General features: G+C 54.2%; 16 protein-coding genes and 2 pseudogenes. 9 read left to right on the top strand and 9 right to left on the bottom strand.

Going from position 1 to position 16973, the window contains the following annotated elements; all coding sequences use genetic code 11:
• The first annotated feature begins 92 nt into the window (after nt 1-92).
• The gene (htpX, locus tag ACSZO1_RS13230; protein ID WP_437613257.1) at nt 93-974 is read left to right on the top strand and encodes a protease HtpX; all 882 of its coding nucleotides are present in this window, start codon (nt 93-95) and stop codon (nt 972-974) included.
• Between the two features lie 48 nt (nt 975-1022).
• Here htpX and ACSZO1_RS13225 read toward each other — a convergent pair whose 3' ends face one another.
• Nucleotides 1023-2396, bottom strand: coding sequence for an MFS transporter (locus ACSZO1_RS13225; protein WP_437613255.1), 1374 nt, complete (start codon nt 2394-2396; stop codon nt 1023-1025).
• A 193-nt stretch (nt 2397-2589) separates the two neighbouring features.
• On the opposite strand from ACSZO1_RS13225, the gene kdgR reads away from it, so the two are divergent.
• Nucleotides 2590-3381 carry a DNA-binding transcriptional regulator KdgR gene (kdgR, locus tag ACSZO1_RS13220; protein ID WP_437613253.1) on the top strand — a complete coding sequence of 264 codons (792 nt, stop codon included), beginning with the start codon at nt 2590-2592 and terminating at the stop codon, nt 3379-3381.
• Between the two features lie 43 nt (nt 3382-3424).
• Here the strand turns inward: kdgR and ACSZO1_RS13215 are convergent, their stop codons facing one another.
• Nucleotides 3425-3661 carry a YobH family protein gene (locus tag ACSZO1_RS13215; protein WP_437613251.1) on the bottom strand — a complete coding sequence of 79 codons (237 nt, stop codon included), beginning with the start codon at nt 3659-3661 and terminating at the stop codon, nt 3425-3427.
• Nucleotides 3662-3858: 197 nt separating this feature from the next.
• Between ACSZO1_RS13215 and ACSZO1_RS13210 the strand changes: the two genes are divergently transcribed.
• The 5 genes and pseudogenes from ACSZO1_RS13210 to rlmA all read left to right on the top strand — a co-directional run bounded on the left by ACSZO1_RS13210 (nt 3859) and on the right by rlmA (nt 7065).
• Nucleotides 3859-4119, top strand: coding sequence for a YebO family protein (locus ACSZO1_RS13210; RefSeq protein ID WP_437613249.1), 261 nt, complete (start codon nt 3859-3861; stop codon nt 4117-4119).
• A 29-nt stretch (nt 4120-4148) separates the two neighbouring features.
• Nucleotides 4149-5153 (top strand): MBL fold metallo-hydrolase, encoded by a 1005-nt coding sequence (locus tag ACSZO1_RS13205; protein ID WP_437613247.1) that lies wholly within the window; start codon nt 4149-4151, stop codon nt 5151-5153.
• Between the two features lie 553 nt (nt 5154-5706).
• Nucleotides 5707-5851: pseudogene (locus ACSZO1_RS13200) on the top strand (DUF2627 domain-containing protein).
• 11 nt (nt 5852-5862) lie between these two features.
• The gene (gene cspE, locus ACSZO1_RS13195; protein WP_001062678.1) at nt 5863-6072 is read left to right on the top strand and encodes a transcription antiterminator/RNA stability regulator CspE; all 210 of its coding nucleotides are present in this window, start codon (nt 5863-5865) and stop codon (nt 6070-6072) included.
• A gap of 177 nt (nt 6073-6249) precedes the next feature.
• On the top strand, nt 6250-7065 hold the full coding sequence (gene rlmA / locus ACSZO1_RS13190) for a 23S rRNA (guanine(745)-N(1))-methyltransferase (RefSeq protein WP_437613245.1): 816 nt from the start codon (nt 6250-6252) through the stop codon (nt 7063-7065).
• Between the two features lie 56 nt (nt 7066-7121).
• On the opposite strand, the gene mntP is transcribed toward rlmA, so the two are convergent.
• The 5 genes from mntP to manX form a co-directional block, all read right to left on the bottom strand.
• Nucleotides 7122-7679 carry a manganese efflux pump MntP gene (gene mntP, locus ACSZO1_RS13185; RefSeq protein WP_437613243.1) on the bottom strand — a complete coding sequence of 186 codons (558 nt, stop codon included), beginning with the start codon at nt 7677-7679 and terminating at the stop codon, nt 7122-7124.
• A gap of 226 nt (nt 7680-7905) precedes the next feature.
• A complete protein-coding gene (locus ACSZO1_RS13180; RefSeq protein ID WP_437613241.1) occupies nt 7906-8364 on the bottom strand; it encodes a DUF986 family protein in 459 nt (152 codons plus the stop codon).
• A gap of 100 nt (nt 8365-8464) precedes the next feature.
• Nucleotides 8465-9310 (bottom strand): PTS mannose transporter subunit IID, encoded by an 846-nt coding sequence (locus ACSZO1_RS13175; protein WP_437613239.1) that lies wholly within the window; start codon nt 9308-9310, stop codon nt 8465-8467.
• 16 nt (nt 9311-9326) lie between these two features.
• Nucleotides 9327-10127 (bottom strand): PTS mannose/fructose/sorbose transporter subunit IIC, encoded by an 801-nt coding sequence (locus ACSZO1_RS13170; protein ID WP_437613237.1) that lies wholly within the window; start codon nt 10125-10127, stop codon nt 9327-9329.
• Between the two features lie 73 nt (nt 10128-10200).
• On the bottom strand, nt 10201-11163 hold the full coding sequence (gene manX, locus ACSZO1_RS13165) for a PTS mannose transporter subunit IIAB (RefSeq protein WP_437613235.1): 963 nt from the start codon (nt 11161-11163) through the stop codon (nt 10201-10203).
• 553 nt (nt 11164-11716) lie between these two features.
• On the opposite strand from manX, the gene ACSZO1_RS13160 reads away from it, so the two are divergent.
• The gene (locus ACSZO1_RS13160; protein WP_437613233.1) at nt 11717-13279 is read left to right on the top strand and encodes a TerC family protein; all 1563 of its coding nucleotides are present in this window, start codon (nt 11717-11719) and stop codon (nt 13277-13279) included.
• Between the two features lie 108 nt (nt 13280-13387).
• On the opposite strand, the gene ACSZO1_RS13155 is transcribed toward ACSZO1_RS13160, so the two are convergent.
• Entirely contained in the window at nt 13388-14920 is a 1533-nt protein-coding gene (locus ACSZO1_RS13155) for a carboxylesterase/lipase family protein (RefSeq protein WP_437613231.1), read from the bottom strand.
• Nucleotides 14921-15144: 224 nt separating this feature from the next.
• Complete coding sequence (locus ACSZO1_RS13150) at nt 15145-16158, bottom strand: Gfo/Idh/MocA family oxidoreductase (RefSeq protein WP_437613229.1); 1014 nt, start codon at nt 16156-16158, stop codon at nt 15145-15147.
• A 117-nt stretch (nt 16159-16275) separates the two neighbouring features.
• Between ACSZO1_RS13150 and ACSZO1_RS13145 the strand changes: the two are divergent.
• Nucleotides 16276-16902, top strand: a pseudogene (locus tag ACSZO1_RS13145) (LacI family DNA-binding transcriptional regulator); the annotation flags it as partial.
• Nucleotides 16903-16973: the final 71 nt, after the last annotated feature.

Raw genomic sequence — 16973 nt, 5'->3', positions numbered from 1 at the left:
AAACGTTAAGTCTGCTTGAAAAGCTCGCGCTTACCCATACGATGTATACCTGTAGTTCGGCTATGTATGTTAACTGAGGAAGATGAAATTCTATGATGCGTATTGCTCTTTTCCTGCTGACCAACCTTGGCGTGATGTTGGTTTTCGGGCTGATTCTCAGCCTGACAGGGATCCAGTCAAGCAGCGTTGCGGGTCTGCTGATTATGGCAGGTCTGTTTGGCTTCGGCGGTGCGTTTGTTTCACTGTTTATGTCGAAATGGATGGCGCTGCGTTCGGTCGGTGGTGAAGTAATTGAACAGCCGCGTAACGAAACAGAACGCTGGCTGATTGACACCGTGCGCCAGCAGGCGAAGCAGGCTGGCATCGCGATGCCACAGGTGGCGATTTATCATGCGCCGGATATCAACGCCTTTGCCACCGGTGCCCGTCGTGATGCGTCGCTGGTGGCCGTCTCCACCGGCTTATTGCAGAACATGAGCCGTGATGAGGCGGAAGCGGTGCTGGCGCACGAAGTCAGTCATATCGCCAACGGTGATATGGTCACCATGACGCTGATTCAGGGCGTGGTGAACACCTTCGTGATCTTTATTTCGCGTATTCTCGCGCAGATCGCATCCGGTTTAATGTCCGGCAACCGTGACGAAGAAGGCGAAAGCAACGGTAACCCGCTGGTTTACTTCGCGGTTTCGATGGTACTGGAACTGGTGTTTGGTATCCTGGCGAGCATCATCACCATGTGGTTCTCTCGTCACCGTGAATTCCACGCCGATGCTGGCGCGGCACGTCTGGTCGGTCGTGAGAAGATGATTGCTGCGCTGCAGCGTCTGAAAACCAGCTACGAGCCACAGGAAGCCAGCAGCATGATGGCTTTCTGCATCAACGGTAAGAACAAAACGTTCAGCGAACTGTTTATGTCTCACCCGCCGCTGGATAAGCGTATTGATGCACTGCGTAGCGGTGATTATCTGAAATAAGCGTGACGGCAACAATAATGAGAAAGGCGGCAGCGATGCCGCCTTTTTTTATGCTGCTTTTTCCTGAGTCATGCGCAGGGTACTGACAATCGCCGCCGCTGTAGCAAAACAGCCCGCCAGAATCAGTGATGCATGGGTGCCATGTACTGAAAACAGATTAAACATCAGCGCCACCAGTGCAGCACCGCTCGACTGCCCCAGCAGACGTGCCGTACCTAACATACCGCTGGCACCACCGCTGCGATGACGTGGCGCGGAAGAGATAATGGTATGGTTATTCGGTGACTGGAACAGACCGAACCCGGCGCCACACAGCATCATGCGCCAGATAATATCGGCATCAGCAGGTGCTGCTGGCAGCCATGCCAGCGCGAACAGCCCTGCTGCGAACATCGCCAGACCAATACCACCGAGCAATCCGGCGTGATAGCGTTCAAGCAGACGACCGGCAATCGGCGCTGTCACCATGGTGGCTAACGGCCACGGCGTCAGCAGCAGTCCGGTGGCGACTTCATCACGGCCAATCACCGTTTGCAGAAAGAAGGGCAGGGACACCATCGCCAGCATTTGTGCGCAGAACGAGCAGACCGACGTGCCAATCGACAGAGAGAAAATCGGAATGCGCAGCAGATCCACCGGTAAAAGCGGAATAGTCATGGCCAGCTGACGGCGAATAAACAGATAACCGATCACCACTAACGCGACCACCTGCGGCATGATAATCTGCCAGCCATGGCCCTGCGATGCGCTGCTCAGTGCGGAAATCAGCAGACCAAAGGTCAGGGCATTCATTATCGCGCTTTTAATATCGAAACGCTGCCCCTGCGCTTTTTGCTGATTGGGTGGTAAAAAGCGCATTGCCAGATACAGCGCGGCCATCCCGACGGGCACGTTAATCAAAAACAGCCATTGCCATGAGGCGAAGGAGAGTATCGCCGCGGCGACGGTTGGACCCGCCGCAGATGAGACGGCAACAATCAGTGAGTTAATCGCCATCCCGCGGCCAAGGTAACGCTGCGGGTAGATGATGCGGATCAGCGCCGTATTGACGCTCATCAGCGCCGCGCCGCCAAAGCCCTGCAGAACACGGGCAAAGGTCAGCATTTCCAGCGAACCGGAGAATGCGCACAGCAAAGATGTGCAGCCAAAAATCACCAGCCCGGCTTTATAGATCCGGCGATAACCCAGCATGTCGCCAAGGAAAGAGAGTGACAGCAGTGAAGCGATAATCGCCAGCTGATAAGCATTAATCACCCAGATTGATTCTGCCGGGCTGGCTTGCAGATCGCGTGCAATTGTCGGCAGGGCAACGTTGGCAATTGCGCCATCAAGCACCGCAACGGTGATGCCGAGGGCAATGGCGACAATCGCGCCATAACGCTGTGGAACAGGTAATCCATCCATTTGAGTGGTTTGCGTCATAGAAATAAGTAGTGATATGAGTGAATATCATCATGCTAATGATTTTTACGCGCTAATGCACCGCATTTCATGACGTGCGACTGGCGAAATTATCGCCTTTACCCTGTGATTTCATTGCGGTAACCCGCATTGTCCACGTATACTGGTATGGTGTTCCATTTTTTGTAAAACAATTTCAGAAAGGTTGTGATTTATGGCTAATGCGGATCTTGATAAGCAGCCCGATTCCGTCTCTTCGGTAATGAAGGTGTTTGGTATTTTGCAGGCGCTCGGTGAAGATCGCGAACACGGTATCACCGAGTTGTCACAACGTGTGATGATGTCGAAAAGCACCGTTTATCGCTTTCTGCAAACCATGAAATCGCTGGGTTACGTGTCCCAGGAAGGCGAATCAGAAAAATATGCACTGACGCTGAAATTGTTCGAACTGGGTGCCAAAGCGTTGCAGAACGTGGATTTGATTCGCAGCGCGGATGTGCAGATGCGTGAGTTGTCACGCCTGACCAAAGAAACCATTCACCTTGGTGCGCTGGAAGAAGACAGCATTGTCTATATTCATAAAATCGACTCGATGTACAACCTGCGTATGTACTCACGTATTGGTCGTCGCAACCCGCTGCACAGTACCGCGATCGGTAAGGTTCTGCTGGCCTGGCGTGACGCTGCCGAAGTGAGTGAAATTCTGCAAAATGTTGAGTTCCGTCGCAGCACTGCGCGTACTGTCGGCAATAAAGAAGAGTTGCTGGTGGTGCTGGATCAGGTGCGTGTGCAGGGTTACGGTGAAGACAATGAAGAGCAGGAAGAGGGCTTGCGTTGTATCGCTGTGCCGGTATTCGATCGCTTTGGCGTGGTGATTGCCGGGCTGAGTATCTCTTTCCCGACGATTCGTTTTTCTGAAGAAAATAAACAAGAATATGTCGCGATGCTGCACCGTGCGGCGCGTGAACTCTCTTCACAGATGGGTTACTACGACTACCCATTCTGAAACGATGGCGGGCAGTGAACTGCCCGCCATCGCTCACGGCAAATCAGTTGTCGATCACCTCAGCCGTTTTTTTCAGAATCGGGCAATCTGTTACACCAATAATGCCGCTGTCGCTGTGCAGGTACTGCGCCGACACTACCCCGCGTGCCGTCAGGTACTGACACTGTAACCCCAGTCCGGCAGCATTCTTGTTGCTGCCCGTCAGTACGCCATAGCCTGTCAGCAGCAATGCCAGCCAGATAACCGCCAGAACGATAACCAAACGAATCACTGTTTTCATTGTTTTCTCCTTGCCTTAACTGCGGGCAGCATGCCGTTAAGCGGCTGCGCCGTCGATCAGAGGATGCTGAAAGCACGCGGTGTTACAAATCTATTTATGTGATCTGTCTGTCATTTCACGCCTGAGCGGGTAAAATTAGCCGCCTGTGGCGCACGCGAGGCTGCGACCACCAAAAGTAGCACAAGACTGAGGCATATATGAATGAGATGGCAAATGGCGCGATGGGTTTCGCGTCACTGGGATTTATCGCGGCGTTGGTGATCATCGGGCTTATCGCCTGGTTCTTTGTCAATCGCGCCAGCGAACAGATTGAGCTGCTGCAGGCGCTGCTGGACGAGCAGAAAAAACAGAATGCAGTGTTGCGCCGTCTGGCAGAGCGCGTCTGCGGTACGGAGAAAAGCAGTGAGCGGGAAGAGGATGGCGACAAAGACTTTACCCGTTTGATCCCGGAACGTTAACCACAGTCTGCGCCAGCAGGGGAGTCATAATGGCCTGGAAAAATCCGTTTTACGATGCTGCAAAAGCGCATCACACGCCGGAAGGTTTCCGTAATCTGGAAACCGATTTGCGTCAGGAAGGCGATTTACGACGCTGGCAGAAAGAGCACAAAGCCCAGGGGCTGCCATTTCCTCCTGCTGGTGGTTACGATCAGTTTATTGCACAGTGGTGGCAGCCCGCGGATTTGAGCGGTGACAATGATGCCATCTGGTGGCTGGGACATGCCTGCCTGATGCTGCGCATTAACCAGCGTTACACGCTGATTGATCCTGCGCTGTCGCAGCGTGCGTCGCCGCTGCGTTTTTATGGTCCGCAGCGTAAGACGCCAGCGGCATTGCGTATTGACGATCTGCCTGCGCTCGATGCGGTGCTGATCTCGCATAATCATTATGACCATCTCGATTTACCGACCATCAGGCGTATCCTGCGCCGCTTCCCTGACGTCCAGTTTATTGTGCCGCTCGGCTTAAAATCCTGGTTTACCCGCCTGGGGGCGCGTCATGTCGTGCAGCTCGACTGGTGGCAGAAAACACAGCAGCATACGATGACAGTGCATGCGGTGCCTGCGCGTCACTGGAGTATGCGCACGCTGAAAGACCGCAATCGCTCACTTTGGTGTGGCTGGGTCATTCGTACGGAGAGTCTGAATTTTTGGTTTACCGGCGACAGCGGTTATTCAGAAAACTTGCTGGAGATTCCACGTCGTCTTGGTCCTTTTAACCTGGCGGCGTTGCCGGTTGGCGCTTACGCACCAAAATGGTTCATGCAGGGCCAGCACATGGACCCGTCTCAGGCGGTATCGCTGCATCAGGCGTTAGGTTGTCCGTTATCGATCCCGATTCACTGGGGCGTGTTCGATCTGGCGGATGAATCCCTTGATACACCCCCGCAGGAACTGGCGCAGGCGATGCAGGTCGCGGAACTCGACCCGCAACGCTTTCAGGCATGGAAAATTGGTGCAAGGCATGAACTGAATAATAGCGGCCAGGATTAATCCTAAACGCTAAGATAAAAGTGAAATGCGGGACGCATGTTTTATTTTTTTAAAAATAAGTTCAAATGGATCGAATAAATTGGCAATGAGACAGCCGTGCATTTAATTGGGGCAATGCGCAAATTAGTCTCCTGATTTTGGTGCAATTTAATGAATAATGTGTACCGAAGAACATTTATTGTACAACTTGTTATCAGGGCCATTTAACAATACGACGTGCAGGCTTAATCAAAAAAGTGTGCGCAGGTCATTGCCATATTTATGCAATAATTATGCTGATTAGTTATGGTTGATGCGCAGATGTATTAGACGCCGCCGTGAGTTTAGGTTAAAGTAATCCTGATGTTAAAGAGAGACTGGATGAGTCGGAAGTGCCGCCAGCGGTATGCCAGCGGTATGCCAGCGCTGTATGTAGCGTGCATATTTGTGCAAACTGTGCCATTAGTCGTTCCAATAATGTGCGACGTGTCGATGACTGTTTAAAAATGGCTTGCCATTAATTAACGGATATGTGATAACCCATTACTGGGATAAACGAGGTACAGTTCTGTTTATGTGTGGCATCTTCAGTAAAGAAGTTTTGAGTAAAGACGTTGACGTTGAATACCGCTTCCTTGCCGAACCTTAAATTAGTGCCTCATTCAGTAATGTCTCTGGTTTCTCTGTAAGTAAGCCTCCGGGCGAATAAAACACTCTAAGGAATTTGCAAATGGCAAAGATTAAAGGTCAGGTTAAGTGGTTCAACGAGTCCAAAGGTTTTGGTTTCATTACTCCAGCTGATGGCAGCAAAGATGTGTTCGTACACTTCTCTGCAATCCAGGGTAATGGTTTCAAAACTCTGGCCGAAGGCCAGAACGTTGAGTTCGAAATTCAGGACGGCCAGAAAGGCCCAGCTGCAGTTAACGTAACTGCAATCTGATTTTGATCCCAGCCCCAGCGTTGTGTTTCAACGCACATCGCCGCTGAATCTTAATAGTGAAAGCCCCGTACTTCGTGCGGGGCTTTTTCTTTGCCTGACAAAAAGTTGTCACCGCGTTGCCGCACGCTGCGTGAAAAGGTGTAAACTGCCGCCCTGTTTTTTTGCCGGAGAATCAGCATGTCGTACCTTTGTCCCCTTTGTCAGCAACCACTGGTGTTAAATGCGCGCAGCTGGCATTGTGAGCGCCAGCACCAGTTCGACTGTGCAAAAGAGGGCTACGTCAATCTGCTGCCGGTACAGCATAAAGGGTCAAAACAGCCTGGCGACAGCGTGGAGATGATGCAGGCGCGTCGTGAGTTTCTCGATGCCGGGCACTATCAGCCGTTACAGCAGCGCGTGGCGCAGCAGCTGGTGGTTGTGCTACCGGCACAGCCACTGAACCTGCTGGATATTGGCTGCGGTGAAGGTTACTACACGGCGGCCATTCATCAGCAGCTGTCGCAGCGTGCGCCAGTCCACACTTACGGACTCGATGTGGCGAAAGTGGCAATCCGCTATGCGGCACGCCGTTACCCTGGTATTGATTTCTGTGTTGCTTCCAGTCACCGTCTGCCGTTTGCTGATGCGTCACTGGATGCGGTGGTGCGCATCTACGCGCCTTGCAAAGCCAGTGAGCTGGCACGGGTGGTGAAAAGCGGCGGCTACCTGCTGACGGTTGCACCGGGTCCGCGTCACCTGTGGCAGTTTAAAGAGCTGATCTATACGCAGGCACGACCACATGATGAGTCGGCGGAACAGTTAGCAGGCTTCAGCTGCGTGGAGCAGAACAGCCTGAGCTATACGATGACATTAAACGGCACAGAGGCCACCGCGCTGCTGCAGATGACACCTTTCGCCTGGCGGGCGCGTCCTGACGTCTGGCAGCAACTCGCTGCGGAAAGCGCATTCAGCTGCGAAACCGATTTTCTGCTGACGCTGTGGCGGCGTGATTAACGCCTGGCGTGTGACGGGGTGAGATAGCGTTTAGCACGCTGTGCGTATGGTGATCATCACAGGCTGGTAAAGAGGATATTGCAGCCGATACCAATCAGCACCAGTCCGCCGAGAATTTCCGCCCGCTTGCCGAGCAGCGGGCCGATAAAGCGGCCCAGCATAATTCCCAGCGTGGACATGATCAGCGTTGCGGTACCAATCATCAGCGCCGTGGTGATGATATTGACCTGCAGAAATGCCAGACTGACGCCAACCGCCATCGCATCGATGCTGGTGGCGACAGCGGTGGTGACCAGAAGCCAGAAGCCGTGACGCTCCGCAGGTGTGCAGTCCTGCAGCTCCGTGCGGAAACCCTCAAGCAGCATACGTCCGCCGAGAAACACCAGCAGGATAAAGGCAACCCAGTGATTCCAGCTCAGCACATAGCGCGTGGCAAACTGAGCCAGACCCCAGCCAATCAGCGGCGTGATCGCTTCAATGACACCAAAGATCAGCCCGGTGCGCAGCGCTTCGGCAAAACGCGGCTTATGCAGCGCCGCGCCTTTTCCGATCGAAGCGGCAAAGGCGTCCATTGACATGCCAAAGGCCAGAATGAGGGTTGCAGAAAGATTCATCAGTATTGTCAGCTCTCCCGAATGACGCTGGCTACATTATCACAGCGGGAAATGAAGACAAACAGAAAACGTTATTTTCGCCGTTTAAGGTGAAATATTTCGGGTATTTTATGATGGAGTGAAAAATAATCGTATTATTCGTGTGGACATAGCACAGTGCATACTATTTCCTGTTTTATCAGCTAATGTGATAATTAAGTTAATATGCCTTGTGCTATATTTTATCTTATTGATTTTCAACCATGGTCTTGTAGATTCTTTCCAGATCGTCTAATTCTTTGACATGGATAAGCAGGCGGCGATGTTCTAATTGCATCACCAGAACACCATCCTCGGATAAATTCATACTGTTAATGCGTGAATAATCAATCCATACATTGGCGAAGAAAAGACCCTGCGTTTTGAGCAACAATTTCGGACGGCGGACCCAGAAAATATAAATCGCCAGGAAAGCTAACAGCATCAGCAGCAGGGTACTGACTTGCGGTCCCTGCGCCGAGACGTTGTGCCACAGCACAATGGCGATTAAACCGATAAAGATCAGACTATCCAGTTTGTTACGCCGCTGCAGCAGCACTTTCAGCCGCGTTTTACCGCGCAGGTGATCCATGATCAATTCGTCGTAGACGGCATACAGCAGGAACAGCGCGAGAAGGGCGATAATCAGGTAATCGGTTAATGACATACTACAGCTCCCTGTAAGTCGTTTCGTCAGCGCTCAGCATAAACGCTGGCGAAGCGACTCGTAAATAAAACCGGGAGCGATTCGCTCCCGGTATAACGTCTTACAAGCCCAGCAGACCAATCCAGTAGCCGAAAATACCGATGGCGAAGAAGCCGATAATGATCCACAGCGCATTCACTTTACGCCGCAACAGCCACATACAGCCAAAGGTGAGCAGCAGTGGCACCAGTCCCGGCATCAGCTGATCGAGAATGCTTTGCACGGTGGTCACTGTGGTATGCCCCGTCTGGTCGGTAATACGCGACACTACCAGCGGGATATTGACATGTGTCCACTTATTAACCAGCGCCCCCATCACAAACAAGCCGAGGATCGATGCTGCCTCCGTCATTTTCTGCAGGAAGCCGCCACCCATATCATTGACGATATCGATGCCTTTTTTGTAGCCGTAAGCCACACCGTAGTAACGGGTCAGCAGGCGCACCAGGTTAAACAGCACAAAGAACAGCACCGGACCGAGCAGGCTGCCGCTCATCGCCACACCGGCACCCAGCGCAGCGAACACCGGACGGGCTGTGCCCCAGAAAATCGGGTCACCCACCCCGGCCAGTGGTCCCATCAGGCCGACTTTGATCCCGTTAATCGCGGCATCATCGATAGGCGCACCGTTCGCACGCTGTTCTTCCATCGCCATAGTGACGCCCAGTACCGGCGCGGCCACAAATGGCTGGGTGTTAAAAAATTCCAGATGGCGTTTAATCGCCTGCCGGCGTTCTTCGTTATTTTCCGGATACAGGCGACGAATCACCGGCACCATGGAAAAACAGAAACCCAGCGCCTGCATACGTTCAAAGTTCCATGAACCCTGGAACAGGTTCGAGCGCAGAAACACACCGCGAATATCGCCAGCAGTGAGTTTTTTCTGTGTTGTGGTGGTATCAACCATTTTTCTCACCTCTTCCTTAATCTAATTCGTTATCGAGATCGTTATTCGCCGGACCGGCAGCAGGCGCGCCAGCGGCACGGTTATATTTCGGACTCAGCTGGATATACAGCACCGCCATGACCACGCCGATAACACCGAGGGCAACCAGGTTGAAGTTGGTAAACGCGGCGGTGACGAAGCCGAGGTAGAAGAATGGCATCAGGTAGCCGGCACGCATCATATTGATCACCATCGCGTAACCGACCACGACGATCATGCCGCCGGCGATATTCAGACCGTTGGTGACCACTTCCGGAATGGAATTGAGCAGGTTATGGACCACACTGGTGCCCACGGAAATCGCCACAATCAGCGCCGGAATCGCAATACGCATCGCCTGCAGCACTAACGCGGAGACGTGTATCCAGCTGATGGCACTCAGGTTGCCTTTCTCTGCGGCTTTATCCGCAGCATGCTGGAAGGCAACGGTAATGGTACGCACGATAATGGTCAGTACCTGGCCGGCAGCCGCCAGCGGAATCGCCAGCGCAATACCCGCACCGACGTTTTGTCCCCCGGCGATAACTAGGATGGTGGAAATGATCGAGGCGAGGGCGGCATCGGGCGCGACGGCGGCACCGATGTTCATCCAGCCAAGGGCGATCATTTCCAGCGTACCACCGATAATAATGCCGGTTTTCATATCACCGAGCACCGCGCCAATTAACGTACAGGCGACCAGCGGGCGGTGGAACTGAAATTCGTCGAGAATTGACCCCATACCTGCCACGCAGGCGACAATAAATATCAGTACAATTTGAAGAGTGGTAATCTCCATTGCACATCTCCTTCTGACATTTGCAATCTGAGTTAAACCTGACGCATCAGGCAATAATTAACACGATGTTCAGTTATTGATTCACTTTGGCAATCAGGTCCATCATTTTCAGTTTTGGATCGGATGCGACCTTTCTGACTTCCAGCTCAATTCCGCGCGCATTTAATTTCTTAAACGCTTCAATATCTTTTTCATCAACCGAAACGGCCATATTCACCTGGGTTTTCCCCTGGCGAAACGCCATGCCGCCGATATTTACGGTTTTAATATTGACGCCTTCCGCCACAATACGCTCGACATCGGTCGGGTTGGTGAACAGCAGCATCACTCTGTCGCGGCCATATTTCGGGTTATTCCAGACACGGATCATTTTTGCGACGTCGACCACATGGGCGGTGACACCGGGAGGAGCGACCTGTGTCAGCAGTGTTTTGCGCACATTGTCGGCCGCGACTTCATCGCTGACGACGATAATACGGCTGACATTGGTCTCCTTGGTCCAGCGGGTGGCGACCTGGCCGTGGATCAGGCGGTCATCGATACGCGCTAGGCCAATTTTCATATGGTCTTCCGGTCCCAGCGGCTTTTGCGGTGCGGCAGCAGCAGCGGGTTTAGCCACTGGCGGCGCAGGCGGTGCGATTTCGGTTTTCAGGGGTTTGACGCCTTCGCGCCCGGTTTCCACCGCCACTTTGACCAGTTCCCCGAAGTCCGGATTGTCATCCCGCGCCATCAGGGTTTCCACCAGCATCGGGATATTAACCCCGGCCACCACATCGTAGTTCGCTTTATCCACCACAATGCGGCTGGCGGCGTTAAACGGACTGCCACCCCAGGTGTCCACGAGGAAGAGCACGCCCTGTTGGGTATCCAGTTCCGCCAGGCGCGCATTGTATTTCTCTATTATGGTTTCCGCGTTTTCGCCGGGCACAAATTCAATCCACCCAACGTTTTGCTGCTCGCCTAATAGCATTTCGGCGGTCTTCAGCAGCTGCTCCGCTGCCCAGCCATGCGTGCCGATTACAATAGCAATAGTCACTTGCTACCTCCTTTAACAATATTGAGCGCGCCAGTGTGTGGAGCTGTTGCGCCAAATGAAACGCCGCACTTATCCGCGAAGATGTTGTACAGTGTCAGGATGTAAATCTGTTGAATCGGGAATTATTTTAGTCCGTGAAAAAATAAATTATGTGACCTCGCTCAGCTATTTAGCTGTATAAACTGCTGATTTGCATTCCGTGCGTGATTTATGTGAGCTAAAACCACGGTTGCACCGTCGTCAGGCAGAGAATTTCCCTCTGCGCGGCAGAAGAGAGTCTGTGACCTGATCCGGCTCACCGTTAACTGTAAGAAAATATTTTGACGTCAATGTTTCTCCTGTTAGAGTAGAGCTTCCTTTTTTTGCTACAGGAGTAATGGGCCTCAGCCCTCCCTATGGACTGTCACCGAAGTTGCTTATCCATGCCACCGGGTCATCCGGCTTGTTTATCCACGCCATCCGGCGTATCACGCACTATTGCCTGTCGTTATCTCTGTCACGCGTCCGTTAACCCGGTCGTGGCGTTATCCCGTTCCTTTTTCCGGAGTCTGTAATGGAATTTCTTCTGGACCCCTCAATCTGGGCTGGTCTGCTAACGCTTATCGTCCTTGAGATCGTACTGGGTATCGATAACCTGGTGTTTATCGCCATTCTTGCTGACAAGCTGCCACCGAAACAGCGCGACAAAGCGCGTTTGATTGGCCTGTCACTGGCGTTGCTGATGCGTCTGGGACTGTTATCCCTGATTTCCTGGATGGTCACCCTGACACGACCGCTGTTCAGCGTCGCCGATTTCAGCTTCTCCGGCCGCGACCTGATCCTGCTGTTCGGTGGTCTGTTTCTGCTGTTTAAGGCCACCATGGAACTGCATGAGCGGCTGGAAAACCGGCAGCACGAAGCAGAAGGTAACCGCGCTTACGCCAGTTTCTGGGCGGTGGTGGTGCAGATCGTTATCCTGGATGCTGTGTTCTCCCTCGATGCGGTGATTACCGCGGTGGGGATGGTGAACCATCTGCCAGTGATGATGACTGCTGTGGTGATCGCGATGGGTGTGATGCTGCTGGCGTCGAAACCGCTGACCAACTTTGTGAACGCACATCCAACGGTGGTGGTGCTGTGTCTGAGCTTCCTGCTGATGATTGGTCTCAGCCTGGTGGCGGAAGGCTTTGGCTTCCATATTCCGAAAGGCTACCTGTACGCAGCGATTGGCTTCTCGATTCTGATCGAGCTGTTTAACCAGATCGCCCGCCGCAATTTCCTGAAGCATCAGTCGCACCGCCCAATGCGTGAGCGTACGGCAGAGGCGATTCTGCGCCTGATGGGCGGCCGCCGTGGTGCGCAGCCGGTCAGCAGCGAAGGTGCCGAAGTGGCCGCGGTGATGCCGCAGGAAGCGTTTAAAGATGAAGAGCGCTATATGATTAATGGTGTTCTGACGCTGGCTTCGCGTTCGGTTCGCAGCATTATGACGCCGCGCGGTGATATCTCCTGGGTTGATGCTGAACGTCCTGTCGATGAGATCCGTATTCAGTTGCTGGATACGCCGCACAGCCTGTTCCCGGTGTGCCGCGGTGAGCTGGATGAAATCATCGGTGTGGTGCGAGCGAAAGAGCTGCTGGTGGCGCTGGAGCACGGGATGGATGTCGCGACGTTTGCCGCCTCCACGCCGCCGATCATTGTGCCGGACACCCTTGACCCGATTAATCTGCTGGGCGTGTTGCGCCGTGCGAAAGGCAGCTTTGTGGTGGTGACCAGCGAGTTTGGTGTGGTGCAGGGTCTGATTACGCCGCTCGACGTGCTGGAAGCGATTGCCGGTGAATTCCCGGATGAGGATGAAACCCCGGATATTATCGCCGATGGTGATGGCTGGCTGGTGAAGGGCGGCACCGATCTGCACTCGCTGCAACAGCTGCTGGATACTCAGGAACTGGTGAAAGCGGAAGACGATCATGCCTCACTGGCAGGACTGCTGATTGCCCAGAAAGGGCAGCTGCCGCAGCCGGGCGAGGTGATTGAACTGTTGCCATTCCGCTTCCAGATCCTGGAAGCTACCGATTATCGCGTTGACCTGGTGCGTGTCACCAAAGAACGTGATGAGCACGAAGAAGAAGAGGCCTGATAGCTGACAAGCTGAAGGTCTGAACGGAGGGCGGGGTGCTTGTGGCACTTCGCCCTCCGGCATTTCAGCGCGCTGGCGGGCTATCCACCGCGCTGCCAGCCATCTTTATCAGTTGATCTTTTCCACCATATTCAGCCACTCGTGACGCGGTTCTTTCACTGTTTTGATCTCCGCCGCGCCTTGTTTCGGCACAAATAAGACATTATCCGCCGTGGCATGATAACGCTGCCACTCCGGTAAGCCTTTGCCGTTTGGATTGCCTGTTCTGGCAAAATTCACCCAGTACTGATTCATCACTTTCGCCACCGCGTGGTCATTGTCGGTGGTTGCTGTTCCGAAACGGGCACTCAGTGTATTGAATACGTAAGGGATTTCGCTGGCATGATGCGCGTCTTTCCAGGTGCTGCGCATCGATTCCGCCACATAGCCAAAGGTGTAAGACCACACCGGCAGATTATTGCGCGCCCAGGTTTTCGCCACAAAACGCGCCGGTTCATTCATCAGCTTGTACTGCGCGATAATCGCGGCGGTATCCTGCGGTGACAGCCCGGCAAACACTTTTGCCGCCTGCTGCTTATCTGCGCCTTTGAACTCACTCAGCGCCTCATCCATGGTATGCACGACCGTCGGGAAACCGACTTCATACACATTTGCCCCAACCATCAGTGGCACTTTGCTGAACGTATTGCGGTTGTAGAAGTCTTCCGGCTCACCGGTAATGATTTTGCCGTCCGTCAGCGGGCCGGAGTAGGTGTCATTGAACATGTTCGCCATATTCAGTCCATCGACTACCTTATCCGCCGGTAACTGGCGCAATGCCGCCAGCGCGTGAGCATCATTACCTTTGATACCATTTTTCTCCGCAAAGCGGATACCATATTGCTCCGCCTGCTGCCAGCTCTGCCCGGGCATCAGATTATGACGACCAGAGCCGGACTGAATAATGGCTTTCTGGAACAGACCGTTGCTGAGCGGCGTGGTCAGCAGGGTGTTCACTGACATTCCGCCCGCAGACTCGCCAAATACGGTGACATTGCTGGCATCGCCACCGAAATGCGCGATGTTCTCCTGGACCCACTTCAGTGCCGCCAGCTGATCCATCAGGCCATAGTTGCCACGCAGTGGCGCATCCGCCAGCGCAGGGTGGGCGAAAAAGCCAAAGCGTCCGACACGGTAGTTAAAGCTGACAAACACCACCCCTTCACGGGCGAAGGCTTTACCTGAATAGACATTGGGGGAGGCTCCGCCATTCACGAACCCACCGCCATAGATCCACACCATCACCGGCAGCTTGTTTTGGCTGTTGTCTGGCCGCCAGACATTGACCGTCAGGCAGTCTTCACTGAAGCCGACACCCGAGGGCGCCGCATCCTGATCAAAGGCGCGCTGCAGACAATCTTTGCCATACTGCGTGGTGTTTTTGACACCCTGCCATTTCTTTGCTGGCTGAGGAGGCTGCCAGCGCAGCTCACCGACGGGCGGCTGTGCAAACGGGATACCCAGCCAGGCACGGACGCCGCTATCTGCGCTGCCCTGAATGGTGCCGGAGGTGGTGTCGACTTGCAGATGTTGTGGTGACTCAGAGGCCATCGCATTGCCCGTGACGATCCCGGTCAGCACCAGCAGAACACTTTTTTTCATTATTTTTATTCCTTTAATTTTCTGTTGCGAGAGTACAGTTGCCACTGACACAGGGCCAGCGGCAGGTAACAGCTGAAAAACCATACTGCGCGCTGAGAGGCTACGCAACAAAAAAGGCTGGTGCAGATCACGGTGTTTTATTGTTGACTATCAATGGGATGGATTTAAAACAGGGTGTTACTGCTGGCGTGAAAGCGGCGGGCCGACGCCCGCCTGAGATAGCGTTACAGCGAAATCGGTTCCACCGCGCAGAAACGTTTTTCCGCCAGTGACTGCACCGCTGCTTCGGCAATCGCCTGCGCCTGCAGGCCATCGAGCAATCCGGGCAGACCTGCGACTGTTTCTCCCTGTAACTGACGCACAAAGGCATCCAGTTGCTGGTAATACGTTGCGCGCACACGACTGAACCAGTCTGGCCACAGACCCGGCCGTGTGACGCCCTGTTCCTGCCACAGCGTGATGCCTTGCGGACTTTGACTGGCCGATTCTGCCATGCCGCGCTCACCGGCCACACTGATACGCTCATCATAGCCATACCCCGTGCGACGGGTGTTATCCAGCTGCGCCAGGGTGCCACGGGTTAACTGCATAATCAGCACCGAGGTATCGACATCGCCAAACTGCGTAATTTCCGGCAACGCCAGCGCAGCCCCCAGTGCGCCGACCGTGGTGACCTCATCATCCGTCAGCCAGCGCAGCAAATCGAAAAAATGAATCGCCTGATCGCGCATCTGCCCGCCTGACGACTGCAGGTAGCTGACGGGCGGCAGCTGTGAAGAACGGCAGACCATCTGAATCAGCTCAGCGCGGCCAATCACACCCTGTTGCAGTTGCTGCTTCAGTTGCTGGTGGCTGTGGTCGAAACGGCGATTAAAGCCCACCGTCACCGGCACATCGCAGGGCAGTACGTTCGCCACCACCCGCCTGGCGCGATCGAGTGACAGGTCGATGGGTTTCTCACAGTAGATTGCTTTACCTGCCCGCGCGGCGGCTTCCAGCAGCTCTGCGTGAGTCGGCGTCGCGCTGGCGATCAGCACAGCATCGATGCCATCACTGTGGATTGCCTGACTGACTTCCGCCACCCGCGCACCATAACGCTCCGCGACGGTCTGTGCCCGCGCCTGATCGGGATCGGCGACCAGCGCCAGCTCCACCTGCGGATGCGCCGCCAGATTCTCTGCATGTACCTGACCAATAAATCCACCGCCCAGCAGGGCAAAACGCAGCTTCGCCGCCATAGTTCACTCCATTCCAGTAATGTGATCGCGCCCGGTGAGCGCCCATTGCCAAAATACCTGTCACGGATACACTTGCTGAACCGGGTTTTTGATGGATTTCCCTCAACGGAGTGCAGAATGAAAAAAGTCACCCTTGATGAACTGGCGCGCATCGCCGGGGTGGGCGTCGCCACGGTGGATCGGGTGATCAACGAACTCGGTGGCGTCTCACCCAAAACCACGCGTAAAGTGCTGGACGCGGCGCGTGCGGCGGGGCTGAACCGTATTCTGCCGGAAGAGCATCGTCATCCCTGGCAGCTGGAAGTGATCCTCAGCGGCAATGACTCTTTCTTCTTTAAACAGCTGGGGCAGGACTTCAGCGAGGTGGCGACCGCTCTTGGCTATCGCCGTCTGACGCTGCATCGCACCTTTATCCCGGAGGCCCGTCCTGACAAGCTGGCGGCGCATCTTGCGGCGTGCAGCACCACACGGGATGGCATCATCGTTTTTGCTCACGAGTATCCGGCGATATATCAGGCGCTGGCGCTGTGTCGCCAGCGTGATGTGCCAGTGATTACCATTGTGACCGACCTGCCGGGTGCAGACCGTTTGTGCCATGTTGGTATTAACCAGTTGCAGGCCGGACGTACCGCCGGACTGCTGATGGGCAAAATGCTGCATACGCCCGGTGAGGTGATTATGATCAGCGGGCGTTTTGATTACACCGCGCACCGTCTGCGCATTCAGGGTTTTCGCGATGTACTGGGCGGATTCAAGTTCGAAGTGCAACGCTAAGCCGCCTGTCTTAACTCTGCAAAGACCACTGAAGGCTGCCG

This window comes from Erwinia sp. V71 (genome assembly GCF_965644245.1).
In the GTDB taxonomy this organism is placed as follows: Bacteria; Pseudomonadota; Gammaproteobacteria; order Enterobacterales; family Enterobacteriaceae; genus Erwinia.
The sequence above is the reverse complement of the archived record's forward strand: the minus strand, read 5'-3'. Positions and strand labels throughout refer to the sequence as shown.

Excerpts from the sequence above, each read along its gene's own strand:
- htpX (WP_437613257.1), top strand. The coding sequence starts at position 93 with ATGATGCGTATTGCTCTTTTCCTGCTGACCAACCTTGGCGTGATGTTG.
- ACSZO1_RS13225 (WP_437613255.1), bottom strand. The coding sequence starts at position 2,396 with ATGACGCAAACCACTCAAATGGATGGATTACCTGTTCCACAGCGTTAT.
- kdgR (WP_437613253.1), top strand. The coding sequence starts at position 2,590 with ATGGCTAATGCGGATCTTGATAAGCAGCCCGATTCCGTCTCTTCGGTA.
- ACSZO1_RS13215 (WP_437613251.1), bottom strand. The coding sequence starts at position 3,661 with ATGAAAACAGTGATTCGTTTGGTTATCGTTCTGGCGGTTATCTGGCTG.
- ACSZO1_RS13210 (WP_437613249.1), top strand. The coding sequence starts at position 3,859 with ATGAATGAGATGGCAAATGGCGCGATGGGTTTCGCGTCACTGGGATTT.
- ACSZO1_RS13205 (WP_437613247.1), top strand. The coding sequence starts at position 4,149 with ATGGCCTGGAAAAATCCGTTTTACGATGCTGCAAAAGCGCATCACACG.
- cspE (WP_001062678.1), top strand. The coding sequence starts at position 5,863 with ATGGCAAAGATTAAAGGTCAGGTTAAGTGGTTCAACGAGTCCAAAGGT.
- rlmA (WP_437613245.1), top strand. The coding sequence starts at position 6,250 with ATGTCGTACCTTTGTCCCCTTTGTCAGCAACCACTGGTGTTAAATGCG.
- mntP (WP_437613243.1), bottom strand. The coding sequence starts at position 7,679 with ATGAATCTTTCTGCAACCCTCATTCTGGCCTTTGGCATGTCAATGGAC.
- ACSZO1_RS13180 (WP_437613241.1), bottom strand. The coding sequence starts at position 8,364 with ATGTCATTAACCGATTACCTGATTATCGCCCTTCTCGCGCTGTTCCTG.
- ACSZO1_RS13175 (WP_437613239.1), bottom strand. The coding sequence starts at position 9,310 with ATGGTTGATACCACCACAACACAGAAAAAACTCACTGCTGGCGATATT.
- ACSZO1_RS13170 (WP_437613237.1), bottom strand. The coding sequence starts at position 10,127 with ATGGAGATTACCACTCTTCAAATTGTACTGATATTTATTGTCGCCTGC.
- ACSZO1_RS13160 (WP_437613233.1), top strand. The coding sequence starts at position 11,717 with ATGGAATTTCTTCTGGACCCCTCAATCTGGGCTGGTCTGCTAACGCTT.
- ACSZO1_RS13155 (WP_437613231.1), bottom strand. The coding sequence starts at position 14,920 with ATGAAAAAAAGTGTTCTGCTGGTGCTGACCGGGATCGTCACGGGCAAT.
- ACSZO1_RS13150 (WP_437613229.1), bottom strand. The coding sequence starts at position 16,158 with ATGGCGGCGAAGCTGCGTTTTGCCCTGCTGGGCGGTGGATTTATTGGT.